This window comes from Cytobacillus sp. FSL W7-1323 (genome assembly GCF_038595015.1).
GTDB lineage: Bacteria > Bacillota > Bacilli > Bacillales > Cytobacillaceae > Cytobacillus > Cytobacillus kochii.
The window spans coordinates 826,187-841,447 of sequence record NZ_CP151998.1 but is presented as its reverse complement, the minus strand read 5'-3'; the positions used below and the strand labels follow the sequence as shown (position 1 = coordinate 841,447).

At 37.6% G+C, this 15,261-nt stretch carries 14 protein-coding genes; 1 reads left to right on the top strand and 13 read right to left on the bottom strand.

What is annotated here, in order from left to right; all coding sequences use genetic code 11:
• Positions 1-482: 482 nt before the first annotated feature.
• The 4 genes from MKX67_RS04390 to MKX67_RS04375 form a co-directional block, all read right to left on the bottom strand.
• Entirely contained in the window at positions 483-812 is a 330-nt protein-coding gene (locus MKX67_RS04390; RefSeq protein ID WP_342489256.1) for a GNAT family N-acetyltransferase, read from the bottom strand.
• Positions 813-969: 157 nt separating this feature from the next.
• On the bottom strand, positions 970-2,637 hold the full coding sequence (locus tag MKX67_RS04385) for an FAD-binding dehydrogenase (protein ID WP_342488912.1): 1,668 nt from the start codon (positions 2,635-2,637) through the stop codon (positions 970-972).
• Between the two features lie 31 nt (positions 2,638-2,668).
• Positions 2,669-3,064, bottom strand: coding sequence for a hypothetical protein (locus MKX67_RS04380; protein WP_342488911.1), 396 nt, complete (start codon positions 3,062-3,064; stop codon positions 2,669-2,671).
• Positions 3,065-3,633: 569 nt separating this feature from the next.
• Complete coding sequence (locus tag MKX67_RS04375) at positions 3,634-5,646, bottom strand: methyl-accepting chemotaxis protein (RefSeq protein ID WP_095370489.1); 2,013 nt, start codon at positions 5,644-5,646, stop codon at positions 3,634-3,636.
• Between the two features lie 225 nt (positions 5,647-5,871).
• Here MKX67_RS04375 and MKX67_RS04370 point away from each other — a divergent pair, with 225 nt between their 5' ends.
• Positions 5,872-6,744 (top strand): glucosaminidase domain-containing protein, encoded by an 873-nt coding sequence (locus tag MKX67_RS04370; protein WP_224934533.1) that lies wholly within the window; start codon positions 5,872-5,874, stop codon positions 6,742-6,744.
• Positions 6,745-6,896: 152 nt separating this feature from the next.
• Here MKX67_RS04370 and MKX67_RS04365 read toward each other — a convergent pair whose 3' ends face one another.
• From MKX67_RS04365 to MKX67_RS04325, 9 genes are all read right to left on the bottom strand, one after another.
• On the bottom strand, positions 6,897-8,060 hold the full coding sequence (locus tag MKX67_RS04365) for a Ger(x)C family spore germination protein (protein ID WP_322910098.1): 1,164 nt from the start codon (positions 8,058-8,060) through the stop codon (positions 6,897-6,899).
• Positions 8,057-9,499 carry a spore germination protein gene (locus MKX67_RS04360; protein ID WP_095370493.1) on the bottom strand — a complete coding sequence of 481 codons (1,443 nt, stop codon included), beginning with the start codon at positions 9,497-9,499 and terminating at the stop codon, positions 8,057-8,059. The genes MKX67_RS04365 and MKX67_RS04360 overlap by 4 nt, the downstream gene beginning before the upstream one ends.
• Entirely contained in the window at positions 9,477-10,577 is a 1,101-nt protein-coding gene (locus tag MKX67_RS04355) for an endospore germination permease (RefSeq protein WP_322910099.1), read from the bottom strand. Before MKX67_RS04355 ends, MKX67_RS04360 begins: the two co-directional genes overlap by 23 nt.
• A gap of 175 nt (positions 10,578-10,752) precedes the next feature.
• Positions 10,753-11,001 (bottom strand): hypothetical protein, encoded by a 249-nt coding sequence (locus MKX67_RS04350; RefSeq protein WP_322910100.1) that lies wholly within the window; start codon positions 10,999-11,001, stop codon positions 10,753-10,755.
• Between the two features lie 6 nt (positions 11,002-11,007).
• Positions 11,008-11,409 (bottom strand): hypothetical protein, encoded by a 402-nt coding sequence (locus MKX67_RS04345; RefSeq protein WP_342488910.1) that lies wholly within the window; start codon positions 11,407-11,409, stop codon positions 11,008-11,010.
• Positions 11,410-11,912: 503 nt separating this feature from the next.
• The gene (locus MKX67_RS04340; protein WP_322910102.1) at positions 11,913-12,791 is read right to left on the bottom strand and encodes a hypothetical protein; all 879 of its coding nucleotides are present in this window, start codon (positions 12,789-12,791) and stop codon (positions 11,913-11,915) included.
• Between the two features lie 13 nt (positions 12,792-12,804).
• The gene (locus MKX67_RS04335) at positions 12,805-13,755 is read right to left on the bottom strand and encodes a hypothetical protein (protein ID WP_095370498.1); all 951 of its coding nucleotides are present in this window, start codon (positions 13,753-13,755) and stop codon (positions 12,805-12,807) included.
• Entirely contained in the window at positions 13,748-14,623 is an 876-nt protein-coding gene (locus MKX67_RS04330; RefSeq protein WP_328198446.1) for a permease-like cell division protein FtsX, read from the bottom strand. Before MKX67_RS04330 ends, MKX67_RS04335 begins: the two co-directional genes overlap by 8 nt.
• On the bottom strand, positions 14,613-15,260 hold the full coding sequence (locus MKX67_RS04325; RefSeq protein ID WP_342488909.1) for an ABC transporter ATP-binding protein: 648 nt from the start codon (positions 15,258-15,260) through the stop codon (positions 14,613-14,615). Before MKX67_RS04325 ends, MKX67_RS04330 begins: the two co-directional genes overlap by 11 nt.
• Between the last annotated feature and the right edge of the window lies 1 nt (position 15,261).

Here is a 15,261-nt window from a genome sequence, read left to right as displayed (position 1 = left end):
GGTTGTCTATATCAACACTCTAATAAGAGCTGCTAATACCAATCTTAGATAGGACTTTCTATGAGTTTTAGCAAGCAATAATCACTTTGAAATAATTATGTATCTACTTATTTATGGTATATCATAATTAACATCAATTGAAGTTACAATATTATTAATATTTTGTTAATTGGACTTCTTTGAAGACTACATACTAGAGTTGAAAGATGTGCTTCTTCGAAAGATAATAAGCAAATTAGAATGATGTGTGGGGAAATAGGGGTATGTCATGTTGACACACAAAATCCACAAGAAAAGCAGTTGAATATATGGTATAAATCCCCGGAGAACCAAATCTTTTTGTTCTTCCTTATTAAAATTGGGGTCGATAGGTTATCATTTATATGAGAGCATTGGTTTCTCTTTATACAACTCCCTCACCCCTTCCTATTTTTTCAAACATAAATGCCGTAATCTCCTCTCACCTAGTAACTTGTATCCAACTACCGATCCCACTGATAGTAAATAAAATTTCCCTCTTCTCCTTGCATGACAAAGTTATTTCTCTCTAATACTTTTTGAGAAGAAATATTATCTTTCGTTGTTTTGGCCAAGAATTGATTGATTTTCTTATTTTGCTGTAGAAGAATTTGCAATGCATGACTCGCTATCCCTTTCCCAGTGTATGTCTCACCTATGCGATAGCCAAGATAACCCTTTTTCTCTCGCCAGTCTATATCTACAATATTTATTCTACCGACAATTTCATCTGTTTCATTTCTAATAAGATAGAATAATGATTTATTTTCAGCTTGCTCCCCTAATAATTCTATTAAGACTTGTAGGAACTGCTCATATATCTCATAACTTACAGGTCTAGGTGGAACACTTTTCTTAAAAAAATTGTTTATTCACTTTTTCAAATTTGAACAGTTCTTTTGCGTCATCATTAGCAAGTCTTGTCAGTCTATATGTCATCGTATAAGCTCCTCATATCGTTTCATTATCTAATGCTGCCACGATTGCTTGGCCTGCCACTTTTCCTGTAAAAAGACAGCCACCAACAAACGTTCCTTCTAATGAGCGATAGCCATGCACTCCACCTCCGCCAAAGCCGGCTACTTCTCCTGCTGCATATAAGCCGTGAACAGGGGATCCCTTTTCATTTAACACCCTTGCTGATAAATCGGTTTGCAAACCACCTAGTGTTTTTCTACTTAAGAGATTTAAACGAACGGCAATAAGCGGGCCGTTTTTTGGATCAAGAATTTTATGAGGCTTAGCCACTCGTATTAATTTATCCCCCAGATAGTTTCTTGCTCCTCTAATAGCTGTCACTTGCAAATCTTTTGTAAAAGCATGATCAATCTCACGGTCTCTTGCTTGAATTTGTCTCTCAATTTCATCCACACGCAGCAAATCATTGCCAGAAAGTTTATTCATTGCAGTGACAAGATCACCTAGTTGACTAGCAATAACAAAATCTTCCCCTTTATCCATAAATGCTTTTACAGGCGTTGGTACACGTTTTAATGCTCTGCCAATCACTTTACTAATGCTTTTACCCGTTAAATCTGGATTTTGTTCGGAGCCAGATAAGGCAAACTCTTTTTCAATTATTTTATGAGAAAGAATAAACCAAGAATAGTCATAGCCTGTTTTTTTAATTGCCTTTAGTGTACTAAGTGTATCAAAACCTGGATAGTTAGGCGCTTGAAAACGTTTTCCATTTGCATCAAGCCAAATAGAAGATGGTCCAGGAAGAATACGAATCCCATGGTTCTCCCATACAGGCTGCCAATTCTTAATTCCCTCTGTGTAATGCCACATGCGGTCACGGTTCACAATCCTTCCGCCTGCTGCCTCTGTAACCGAAAGCATCCTTCCATCCACATGTGCCGGAACTCCAGAAATCATCTGTTGAGGTGGCTCTCCAAGTCTACTTGGCCAATTTTTACGAATCAGCTCCATGTTCGCACCGATTCCCCCGCTAGCGACTAAGACGAGTTTTGTATCATATTTAAAGCGACCCACTACTTCTCTATTACTTCCTTCCCCACGTTTCGCTTGGCTAGCCTTTAATACGGAGCCACTTAATCCAACAATCATACTACCGTCTGTTATTAATTGCTCCACACGGTGACGCGGTTGATATTGGACCAAGCCTTTTTTCATATGTTCCCGTACTCGGCGTTCAAATGGCTCAACGATTCCTGGACCTGTTCCCCAGACAATATGAAAGCGTGGTACAGAGTTACCAGGGCCATCAGCTAACTGTCCCCCCCTCTCTGCCCACCCGACTACTGGAAAAAAACGAACCCCCATCTTGTGTAACCATGCCCGCTTTTCTCCTGCTGCAAATTCAACATAAGCTTTAGCCCATTGCAATCCCCAATAGTCCTCATCTTCTATCCGATCAAAGCCAGCTGTCCCCTGCCAATCCTGCCATGCTAGCTCCTTAGAATCCTGGATTCCCATTCGACGCTGTTCAGGGGAATTGACTAAAAACAGTCCACCAAATGACCACCATGCTTGGCCACCTAAGGATGCTTCTGGCTCTTGGTCTAAAAGTAATACCCGCTTCCCACCATCCGCTATTTCTGCCGTTGCCACCAAACCAGCTAATCCTGCGCCAACCACAATCACATCGTAATCCATTGAACTTTCCTCCATTCATCCATTTATTTAGTTATAATGACTGTTTATTGTTTGTAGGGCAAGTTAACATACTTTTTTGTTTCGCTTCATTTAAATCTATCTCGGGATACGCTCTTTCTATTAATCTATATGTTTCTACTAATATTTTTTCAAGTTCTTGTAAATCTTTCATAGTTAATTGCCCTATATGGATTTTCTCTATCCACTCGAGAAAATTTGATGGTTTAACTTTCAATGCGTTGACCGATTTCCTTAACCATACAAAACCAGGGTGTTGAATAAACTCTTTATTCAATACAAATAATAATATTAAAATATTCTTTTCAACTGAAAAAAGAACTTGTTGTAACATATACCAATCATTTCGCGCTAGTAATCCATATCTACTATGCCAGCTATTTGTTACTTCTTTATACTCTTTAATCAAATTTATTGTGAGTGCTGTTGGATATCTATCAATTTGTCTTCTTGAAGCTTTAAATATGTCTTTACCAATGAGTGGAATACCACTTTTAGGCTTGCAAGTAATACTTGTTTTTCAATATCTGCTTCTTGCTTGATTAGAAAGTCATCGATGATCCGCTGAAAAGTTATCGTGCGAAAATTACTTATTTCATATTTTACGTTAGAGACTATATACGATTCGGACCATTCTTCATCTTCAAATGGGAAAAAGTCGAGAACTTTACCCCCTCTTTCTTTATTGGGTAAAGTCGTTCATCATCCGTAGGGTCTTTATTCCATAAAACGTTGATTTCAATATCGGAATACTCGTTTTCCCTACACGGGAAACAGATTCAGAAATTTATACTATATCAACATTAGTGTTACTTCGATAATATTCAGTACTTTTTTAGCCTCCTCGATCAAAATCATTCATATCATCCTTTTACAAATTTTTATTAATAAACCTTAAAATACTTCACTATATACCAACCCCTAACATTCGTTAAAAAAAGAAAAAAATCCTGCTTTCACAGGATTTCTTCTTCTATGTTAAAGTTTAAAGCGACCAATTAATGATTGAACCTTTGTCGCTAAGTTATTTAAGTGTTGTGCACTTTCAGTCACATTTTCCATCGAACCGCTTACTTCTTCTGCCGATGCAGATGTTTCTTCAATGCCCGCTGCTGATTCTTCTGTCACAGAGGCAATCTCTTCAATTGTACCGTTCATTTCTTGACTATTTGCTGTAATATCGTTAAGATTTTCTGCAATTTGAGCAATACTTTCTCCCATTTCTTGCAGTGATAGGCGGATATCATCAAATGTTTGATTGGTTTCATCCATTTGCTCTTTTCCTTTTTCAACCTCTGTATATCCCGTCTGCAAGGAAACAACGACTTCTTTTGAATCAGATTGGATGGTCATGACAATAGATGTGATATCTTGGACAGATGCTGCCACCTGTTCTGCTAGTTTACGAACTTCTTCTGCAACAACGGCAAACCCACGACCATGTTCTCCCGCTCTCGCTGCTTCAATAGCAGCATTTAATGCAAGTAAATTCGTTTGCTCAGCTACTTCTTTTATCACAGCAACCAACTTTGTGATATCTTGTGTTTGCTGATCCAATGTTTTCATTTTTGCTGTTGTTTGGCTGACAATGTCATGAATTGTCTCCATTTGTTTCGTTGATTGTTGCATATTTAACGTGCCTTTTTCCGTCATAACAAAAACATCTTTTGTCTTTTCTTGAATCCATTCACCATTCGCATTGGTCTCATCAATCTTTACAACAAAATCATTCATAAAGGAAGAAATGTCACTCGCACTTTTCGCTTGTGCTTCTGAACCATACGCAAGCTCCTCCATTGTTGTAGCAATCTGTGAAGTACCTGCTTTTACTTCTTCAGAAATTAATTTCAATTCCTCACTTTTGGCTGTTACTGTGTGAGATACATCTTGAACATCAACGAGAAGCGTTTTTATTTGTTGATTCATCTCATTCGTTGCTATTACAAGGTGACCAATCTCATTTTTATGTTTAATAGGAAGTGGTTCATGAGTAAAATCTCCATCTGCCATACTTTTCATTCTGCCTACTACATCATGCATCGGCTTTGTTAAAGCTCGGGTAATGAAGTACGAAGTAACAATTGCTAACAATAAAACCACACCAATAGTAATTAAATTAGGTAACACGATTGCTTCCCCTTGTTTTTCTAAATCCCTCGTTTTGACTATACCGCCTATAGTCCATCCGGTTGTAGGATTCTCAATATAATGAACAATTTCCTCCTCTAACTCAATACTTCCAAGTGATTGTTCATTAGAGTCTGTGGACAAATCTAATGAAGCGGCTTGTCCAATAAGTGCTGAATCAGGATGAGCAACATATTTACCAAAAGGATCGACAATCATGCCATATCCTGTGTCACCTACGTCCATTTTATTGACCATCTCAATTAATGTGTCAACAAGTACATCAGCCCCAACAACACCTACTAATTGATCATTTTGGTAAACGGCTTCAGAAATCGTTATAATCGTTTCCCCTGTACTACCATCTTTGTATGGTGCTGTCCATACGGGATCACCTTTTGCATTAACTGCCTCCTTATACCAATCTCTTTGCTTTGCAAGGAAATCATTCCCTAAATCAGCTTCAGGATAAATCACCACTTCACCCGTACTCTCACTAGCTGAATAAAGGTTGATAACAGAGTCTGTTGTTTCTTGTGTTTCGCGGAAATAGGCTAATACCTCGTCATTGTCACCTTCTGAGGGAATGATGTCCTCATTCATCGTCATTCGAGTCATGATTTGATGTTTCTGAGTAAAGAACATCTCAAAAGTATCATTTAAACTCGTTAATTGTTCTTCTACTTTTTGGTTGAGGATCGTTGTCGTATTTTTAATACTAAAATAATAACTAACATAACTTACCGTCATGACTGCAATGATAATTAGCGCTAAGAACGGCAGCAATATTTGAAATTGAATAGTGGATGTTAAGCGGTTTAGGAATGAGTTTTCCTTCCCCTTTCGATCGAATAACTTGCCCATAAATATTCCCCTTTTTATCTAAAATGCGTGATTAATGACCTATCAAAAATAAATAACCACATCTTTTGTCCTGTTATTTTTATCGGCAGACTAGGATAACCTTTCATGTTTATCTATAATGGCAGAAAATTTAGTTTATTACTCTTATAAAGAGGTGTCACTGGAAGAATGAACATGATTCAAGTTATATTAGTAGAAAGTAATATGGAATAAGGGGACATTCGAATGAAAAAGAGCAAGTGGATTTTATTTACACTCGTTTTGTTTATAGTGGGCATCTACTTTATCGCTATGAATAAAGAAAAAAGTATCTCCATTGACCAAACAGGACAAGTTCAAGCAGTTGTTGACGAAACGAGTCGTGGGAAGGCTCAAGTTGATTGGCGATATGTTTCAGCTATGGCAGAAGTGAAGTATGGCATTGAAGAAATAAGTAATGAGGAAATAAAACAACTGACAAATCAATTTATTACCGAAGAAAATGATGATTTTAAAATAAAAGAGATTGATAGAGTATTAACCGAAAATGAGTACAGCCAAGAAGAAAAAGAAGAAGTGAAAAATTACTATAATCAATTAACAGATCAAATTGAAGCAGCAGACAATAATAACCTAAAAAAAATGCAACGAAACTTTATCAATGATATTGAAGCAATTGCAATAGAAAACTATGAAACCTATCGTATACTGCCATCAATTACGATTGCTCAAGCCATACTTGAATCCGATTGGGGTAGATCAACCCTCTCATCCGAATATAATAACTACTTTGGCATCAAGAGCCATAATTGGGACGGAGAATCAGTAAACCTAGAGACGAAAGAGTACTATGATGAAACAATTGAGGATGCTTTTAGGGTATATGATCAAATGGAGGATTCCGTAAAAGATCACGGAGAGTTCTTAGCCACTCACGATCGCTACAAAAAAAATGGGCTATTCAATGGCACAACTTATATGGAGCAAGCAGTAGCATTACAAGACGCTGGATACAGTACAATTGAAAATGAACAAGGCGAAAAAATCTATAGCGACCAATTGGCGCAGATTATTCAGCAACACCAATTGCAATTGATTGACAGTAAAGTATATCAATAAAATGTCCATTGAAAAAAAGGATGGGCGACAACTACAAATTCGTACACTAAACATGTACGAATAGATATTGATAAAACTCCCTTATAAGTAGCATCTTTATAATCTCTGTCTACTTATAGGGGAGCCAATCTACTTAAGTTTCAACCAGGTTCTTAGTCTGTCTTCCCTCTTTCTTTCAGTTCTTCAAACCGTTTGTTTTTAAATGCACTTGCATGTTGAATCGTTACATCTGCTCTTACTTCTACCTCACTTTTAGCTAAGTAATTTTCCTTGTCCTTTTCCCAGCTTTTAAAGTCATTACGATAGAGAATATGACCCAGGTCAAGAAAGTCTATGCCTTCCTCTACCCCTAATTGGAATAGATCTTTAATTTCCTTTGACAAGTTTTCTTTTGTTTCTCTAAGTAACTGGTTATATGTCTGGTCATTTACCTTATTCCCAAGACTCGCTTTTACTTCTAGTTGTACTTCAAATTGATATTTGCCCTCTTTACTATCTACAAGTTTCTTCTTCGTCTTGATATTATCAATAACAATAATCGTTTCCTGATTTCCCCCATCAGGCACTTTCAATGAAGACCTTTCTGTACCCTTAGATACCCACCTTATGCCTTTAATTGTATCTAAATTAAAAAAACCTATATATTTAATATCTTTAATAAAAAAGGCGCCACTATAAGTCAATTTAGGCTCTTTCTTTTCGTTACTCCTCCATTGGCTCTCTGTGATTGTGATACCAGGTAAATAAGTCGTTTTCCCAGGTTCAAATATTTCTCTAAAGAATTGATAAAGCTTGATCGGTCTTACCATTGTACTTTGTTTACTTGATCGATCCGGATGATGTAATAAGGTTTCTAGAGAAGACTGTTTAAATAAACCTAGTGTGGACAACACCTTATCGATTGGATCTTTGGTAGCAAATATCCAAGGCGTTTGCCTATATTCATAATATCTCGTCAACTCGTCCAACACATGGTCAAGACCATGATTTAAAATCGCTTCACTGACAACTATTGTTGAAATATGCGAAAATATAATAACTTCCTGTTCAGATTTATATAATTCAAAATACGCATCTAATAATGTTTCTCCAGAAGATATAGAAATATATGTTTGAGCATAGCTTGTTTCACCCTCGGTTTTTGCGACAGAATCAAGTCCAACAAGTTGTATATATAATTGGTATTTCCCATCTTTAAAGTCTACACCTAAGGCAGTTGCAAAATTCAAATTCTGTATTTCTTTCATGTCAGACTTACAGGATGCACATGTCACTAGGAGAAGGAGACATAATAACGAAAGGAAGAGCTTTTTCATTTGCTCTTTCTCCTTATACTCGCAATCCAGTTTTCATTCTTTCTTCTGCGAAAAGGATTGACCATGAAAGCGGACAAAAACTCACCAAAATTCAGAGATGTTATCGGCTCTAAATAAGACACTTTAAACGATTCAAGTCTTGTTAAGTAAACAACAATACTGATGAAGCTTAAGGCAAATCCATAAACGCCTAAAAAAGTAGAGAAAAGCATCGTATATAATCGGAGGATCGTTACAGTACCAGTAAGCGATTGATTTACTAATGTAAAAGTGGCGACTGCCGCCACAGCGAAAACAACAAGCAATGTTGGAGAAGCAAGCCCTGCTCTAATTGCCGCATCTCCAATAATTATACCCCCTACAATAGAAATCGTTTGCCCTAAGGCAGTCGGCATCCGAACTCCCGCTTCTTTTAGTAATTCAAAAAGAAGGAGAATGAGAAACGATTCTAATGGTAAGGAGAAGGGTAATCCATGGCGCGAAATGACGATGGTTGCAATTAAAGGATAAGGTAGTTGGTCAATATTAATATTTGAGATAGCAAGGAAGAAAGACGGCACGAATATAGCAATAAATAAACAAACTACTCGAAGCAATCTTTGAAAGGCAACAATATAATAAGGAAAGTGAACATCTTCAGGAGATTTGATTATTCCTAATAGGTTCATCGGCCCTATTAATACCGTAGGTGACCCTTCAACAATGATAACAAATCGACCTCTAAGTAAACATTGCGCTGCAAAATCCGGCCTCGTTATATAATCTAAAAGAGGAAAGAGAGAAAATGTCTTATCTGATATCCATTGTTCAAGTTGCCCCGCACTAATAAGGCTTTCTACATCAACTTTTTCTAATCTTTTTCTCGCTTCATCAATCACATTTTGCTTAGCCTTGCCCTCTAAATAGACAAGCACTGTTTTTGTTTCTGTTTCACTTCCAATTTGAAAGACTTCACTCTTTAACTTTTCTGTTTTAATTCTTTTTCTAATCAGAGCCATATTTGTATGTAATTCTTCCGTAAATCCGTCCCTTGCACCTTTTAAGGCAACCTCCGTTTGTGAATCTTCAGGTGAGCGATGTGGAATTTGAGCGATATCGATAGCAAAATAATTCCTGCCTCCGTTTACATAGAAGATGACATAACCACCTAGTAAATGACTCACCATATCCTTTGTTTGATGAATTTTTAAAAATGTTGGCCATTGTGATGCCATTTCTTTCGAGCGGTATCCTTCATTGAAATAAGTCACAATCGCATGTACATAACGGTTATATTGTTCTCTACTAATCATTCCATCAGCGTATAAGGTGAGGACATTTTGTTGTGTAACCAAATGGATATCTGATGTCTGATTAAATAATTCCTCTAAATGCCGACTGTTTAGCTTTCCGGTATCTAAAAGTTTATCTAATTGTTTATATTGACTTTCCACGGTCATACTCTTTTTCACCCTTTCGGCTAGGAAGATAGCTGACGAACAATAAAATAATGGTCATAACCACCCCAAAACATAGGGCAACCTTGTAAAAATAATGTTTAATGATATGAAAAACAAGAATATCGCTCGTCTGTAAGGAAACGATGCCATATAAGATAAGAGCTGTTAAAGTTATGAGAATAACCTTCCACCACTTTTTTTGAATATGGATTATTTCCGGAATAAGAAATAAACAAAGTGAGACTCTGATGGTTACACCACTTAATAATTGAAACACAGCTAAAGCATCCACATGGGATATTAAATCCCCAATTGATACAAGTCTCCATTGTTCAAATGCAGGAAACCGCATATTAGCAGCCATACTTGGACCAAATGATGTTAATGAACCAATGGTTGGTCCCATAATAAGCATCGTTAAAACAGTTAATAACAACATTAAATACCAGTATGGTATCTTCTTTTCAAAATAGTGATGAATGATAAAGAAGATAAGTAAATCCACACTCCCACCTAGCACGATGATTACACCTTCAATAACAGAAGCGTCTTTATCAGCAAATAACGGCAAAAGATAGGAATAATCTTTTTCCTCTAATGTGGCAATCGCGACAAACATACCTAATCCCCATACAATAGGCAAGAGAATGGTCGAAGTATAGATGATCGTTTTGATGCCTGAACTGGCTGCCCACACACATAACAAAATAAAGGGTAGGGCGACAATCCATATAGGTGTAAATGGTAGGAAAAAAATATGCACTGATTGGATCAAATCAAAAAATGAAACAATACCAGCAACACTAAAATACAAGAGAAACAAACTCATAATACTATAGGAAAGAAATGTCCCAACTCTTTTTTTCATCCAAAGGAAGGTATGTTCGCCAGCTTGATTTTTAGATAAGATGATCTTATATAAAAATATCCAAACAAACATAATACCGTAGGCGATTAAAACGCTTAACCAAGCATCTCGTTTAGCCAAACCCAACAAATGGGGTAAAATGAGCACATGATTAGATATGCCTATAAATAAAATAATGACAAAAGCAAGTTGAAGGCGAGAAAACTTCATTGATCCACCCTCTCTATCTTCCATAAGATATTGGTATTATTTGTTTAATTGGCTAGCTTATTCCTATAAACTTAAATTAATATTCAGTTGGAAGATACATGTTTTTTGGTGGCTTTAATTGTTCAATCACAAAAAAACTGGAGTTACATTGCAGAGGAGAGGCCTAAACAGAAGACTAATTGCAGCAATAAGTGAAATTACTTGTGTGGCTGAAGGGAATGATTTTTTGAACCAGGGTCACGCGCAAACTACATTTGCAACGCTTTCTTTTCTGTTTTCGGATTTGTGTATGACTTGCTATCTCCTTTTGCTGCGCTCTCATTTTGGTTTGCTCTTCTGAGTGACTCGCTATCTCCTTTTGCTGCGCTCTCGTTTGGGTTTGCTCATTTGAGTGACTCGCTATCTCCTTTTGCTGCGCTCTCATTTTGGTTTACTCTTCTGAGTGACTCGCTCTCCCCTTTTGCTTCCCTCTCATTTTGGTTTGCTCTTCTGAGTGACTCGCTATCTCCTTTTGCTTCCCTCTCGTTTCGGTTTGCTCATTTGAGTGACTCGCTATTGCCTTTTGCTTCGCTCTCGTTTCGGGTTGCTCTTCTGAGTGACTCGCTCTCCCCTTTTGCTTCGCTCTCGTTTGGGTTTGCTCATTTGAGTGACTCGCTCTCTCCTTTTGCTTCCCTCTCATTTCGGGTTGCTCTTCTGAGTGACTCGCTCTCCCCTTTTGCTGCGCTCTCGTTTGGGTTTGCTCATTTGAGTGACTCGCTATCTCCTTTTGCTGCGCTCTCATTTCGGTTTGCTCTTCTGAGTGACTCGCTCTCTCCTTTTGCTTCCCTCTCATTTTGGTTTGCTCATCTGAGTGACTCGCTATCGCCTTTTACTACGCTCTCGTTTCGGTTTGCTCTTCTGAGTGACTCGCTCTCCCCTTTTGCTTCGCTCTCGTTTGGGTTGGCTCATTTGAGTGACTCGCTCTCCCCTTTTGCTTCGCTCTCGTTTGGGTTTGCTCATCTGAGTGACCCGCTATCGCCTTTTCCTTCGCTCTCGTTTTGGTTTCCTCATCTGAGTGACTCGCTCTCCTCTTTTGCTTCCCTCTCGTTTGAATTTTTTCTTCTGAGTGACATGCAACAACTTTCTTCTACTCGGCTTTCAATCTCTTTCTTCACTTTGAATAATGCGTATATCTTAAATACCCAACTCTTTAACTTGTGTGAACAAATGATAAGAACGACTTAATATCTTTTAAATTCTTCAAATATCACTAATTTATCACCACCTCTAAACAAATAAAAAACCGTAACAGAAACGTTTAATCAGTTTCTTGTTACGGTTATAATCCCTCTCTAACTATTTCCTTTTTTTCATATACAAACCGACAACGATAAGAACGACAACAGCAACTAAGCCGATAAACAACCAATTGGCATAATGATTACCTTTCTCTTCTTCAACTACTTCAGCTTTTTCTTTCTTACTTTCTTCATCAATAGAAGATGTTTCTTCCTCAACTACTTGTTCTTGTACAGGCTGCTCTTCAGATATAGATAAGAACTGTGTCACCTCTTCACCGTTATCATGAGGGTCTTCCATTAGTAATGAAGTTGTCACATACATTCCTTCCCAAACAGTAGGATCAACAGATGGTGCATCTACATATGGGTGAGCAGCAAGTATGATTGTTTCATCACCTATTTGAATATGATATTGGTGAGTATCTTTCCCATCAACACTTATCTCTTTTTGTTCGACAGCTTCAACTTGACCAACTGGCCCTTCAGTAAAGCCAGCCTCCTCTATTAGCGAACTTCCGTGTTCACTAATAAACATAGCAAATGCTTCTCTTGTTAAGCCCTCAGAACCATTTTCAATTGCCAGTTCACCTGCAAAGAAAGCTTCATTTACATCAGCAAATGTCGCGTTCCCCTTGAGTGAAGAGATCCATCCTTTTTCCACTACTTGTTGGGCCGTATTTTCCCCTTCAAGGTGGTAATATGCTGCGACAAACTCAGCCAATTCTTCCATCGTCAAACTGTCATTTGGTCTGAAAGTGGCAGTTTCATCTTGACTATTCGTCATCCCTAAAGCGGTAATAAACAATATCTCACCTTTTGCCTCTGTATAATTTAAATCATTATAAGCATTATCAGCATTCATCACATGTGCATGAGCTTGTGACGTTATCAGTATAAATAACACCGCACATATACTGACGATTTTCTTCCACATCTCTTTTCTCTCCTTATTTGGTTTGTAATTGTAGATAACCATCTTTTTGTGTAAGATATGGTTGTTCCACGCCATCTAAGTTTTTTAAAGTTTCATAGGATAAGGTAAATGGAATCAATTCTTCTAATAACTCTTTCGGTAAGAAAAATCCATTATAAAAGCCTTCTTCTAATATCAAGCTTGCGGATTGTCCATCCTTATTCTGTAAGACTTGCCCGATTAAAATAACATGTCCCTCTGGACGCTCGTAAACCATATACACATGATCCGCCCGAAAATAATAGGATAAATCACTTTCAGTATTTAACCATTCTCCTGACAATCTATACGTACCATCAGGTTGAGCCACTACCCAATGAGTCAACTCCTCATTAATTCGCTTATTATCGCGCTCAATACCGGCAATAATATGATCCTCTATTTCAGCCGTCCAATCAATATCTAAATAGTTAGCGATCTGTTCTAATCCTAACCCTTCATTTTCCGCTAAATAGGTCGCTCTAGCTTGGATATTTTTCTCAATCATCCCTAACAACTCTTGATGTCCTTCTAACGCATTCTTTGCTGCCTCTAGTTGCTTAAACGACAGATAGAGTGTATTTAATTCCTCTAAATACGCATCAATCTGCTGCTCTATCAGCCAATAATTCCCTTGGATATCAACTATATCTTCACCATTTTCAGTCATAGCTAGCCATGTATCTAGACCAACATCACTATAAAATTGCAGCTGATCAACGGCTAGTCCTTGATCTTGCTTAAATGCTGTTTCTAGTGATTCTACCTGTGGCTCTAGTGCAGCAATTTCCTTCTCTGTTGCCTTCATCTCATCCTTTAGCTTATCAATCGTTGATTCATCATAGACAATGGCAAGAAAGTCAGCAAAAGCGCCTGTCAAGTGAGCATAAACAGGAAGTGCGAGTCCCATAACAAGCATAATAGTGAGTATGACTTTTTTAAACATCACGAATCAACTTTCTTGTTGCAAGAAAACTTGCCCCAATGCCAATCACTATACTTACAATACATTGCAAACTAAAGACGATGATCCGATTAGAGCTATCTAACTGTATTAAAAAAGGCACAGCTTGTTCAATTGGATGTAGGACAAGTTCAAATAGAGCAAAGGTAGAGAAAATGCTCAAGATACCACCCACTAACCCTAATAAAAACCCTTCAATTAAGAATTGTAATCTAACATGAGCAGGATTCGCTCCTACTAATAGCTTTACACGAATTTCTTTTTCTCTTTGATATAATGCTAGATGAAAGGCAATGTAGGCAACCATACAAGCAATGATTAAAAGTATGATAGCAATGATACTACCATATGTTTCAACTTTCTTAATCCACTCGTACAGTGTCTGAGCCATCTCTTGTGGATAGATGACCTCTGCAATGCCCTGCATACCATCTAAAGACCGAGCCACTTCCTCTATTAGACTTGCATCTGTCACATGGACTTTAATAGCATCATTCATCGCCCCATTGGTAAAGGAATCCAACAAATGCTCTCTATTCATAAAAAAATGTGAGAGACCAGCTAACACTTCATCGCCTGTTTCTACTTCGACAGATTGAATAAAATCATTCTCTACAAGCACAGAAGATAGTTGTTCGGTATCATACCCTTTCTCCACGTACACCTTCATTGAGATTTGCGACTCCACATAAGTGATAGTATCTTCAAGAGCAAGCCTCATTAAAAGCAGACAACCGATTAAAGTGACAGCTACAAAGATAAGAATAATAGATGCAAGCGATGCACCTTTATTGCGCTTCAGTCCAGATTGGACATCGTCCCATATATAGCGGAGTGATTCAAAGCTCATAAACCTTACCTCCCTCAATCACACATGACTTCTCATTCATTTGTTGAATCAGTTGTTCAGAGTGAGTGATAACCAACATCGATACACCTTCTTCTTCATGTAGCTCTTTTAACAAGGTTAATATTTCGAGAGAAGTTTCTCTGTCAAGATTACCAGTTGGTTCATCAGCTAGAATGAGCTTTGGTTTATTCAATAAGGCACGAACAACAGCTGTGCGTTGTTGCTGCCCTCCTGATAATTGCTTCGGAAAATGGTGGAGATGGTCTGCCAGTCCTACTCTTGTTAGAAGACGAACCGCTTCGTTTTCTATCTCCTTTTGTGGTTTTCCTAAAATCTTTCCTGCGAGCATGACATTTTCTAACACTGTCTTTCGCTCTAATAATTCAAAGGATTGGAAAACCACACCCATTTTTCTCCTTAATTCATATTTCTTCATTTGTCCAATCTCTTGCCCATCAATCAGAATGTCTCCACTATCTCTCTCTATTTCTCTGTAAAGTAATTTAATTAACGTACTTTTTCCAGATCCAGATTTCCCTTTTAAAAATGCGAACTCATTCGATTGAAGCTGAAATTGGACATCCTGTAAAACCTTTCTGTCTCCATAACTCTTTGATACACGATTTAATACAATCACG

Coding starts and splice junctions, on each gene's coding strand:
- MKX67_RS04365 (WP_322910098.1), bottom strand. CDS start 8,060: ATGAAAAAGCTCTTCCTTTCGTTATTATGTCTCCTTCTCCTAGTGACA.
- MKX67_RS04370 (WP_224934533.1), top strand. CDS start 5,872: ATGAAAAAGAGCAAGTGGATTTTATTTACACTCGTTTTGTTTATAGTG.
- MKX67_RS04335 (WP_095370498.1), bottom strand. CDS start 13,755: ATGTTTAAAAAAGTCATACTCACTATTATGCTTGTTATGGGACTCGCA.
- MKX67_RS04350 (WP_322910100.1), bottom strand. CDS start 11,001: ATGAGAGCGCAGCAAAAGGAGATAGCGAGTCACTCAAATGAGCAAACC.
- MKX67_RS04360 (WP_095370493.1), bottom strand. CDS start 9,499: ATGACCGTGGAAAGTCAATATAAACAATTAGATAAACTTTTAGATACC.
- MKX67_RS04340 (WP_322910102.1), bottom strand. CDS start 12,791: ATGTGGAAGAAAATCGTCAGTATATGTGCGGTGTTATTTATACTGATA.
- MKX67_RS04330 (WP_328198446.1), bottom strand. CDS start 14,623: ATGAGCTTTGAATCACTCCGCTATATATGGGACGATGTCCAATCTGGA.
- MKX67_RS04355 (WP_322910099.1), bottom strand. CDS start 10,577: ATGAAGTTTTCTCGCCTTCAACTTGCTTTTGTCATTATTTTATTTATA.
- MKX67_RS04375 (WP_095370489.1), bottom strand. CDS start 5,646: ATGGGCAAGTTATTCGATCGAAAGGGGAAGGAAAACTCATTCCTAAAC.
- MKX67_RS04385 (WP_342488912.1), bottom strand. CDS start 2,637: ATGGATTACGATGTGATTGTGGTTGGCGCAGGATTAGCTGGTTTGGTG.
- MKX67_RS04345 (WP_342488910.1), bottom strand. CDS start 11,409: ATGAGAGGGAAGCAAAAGGAGAGAGCGAGTCACTCAGAAGAGCAAACC.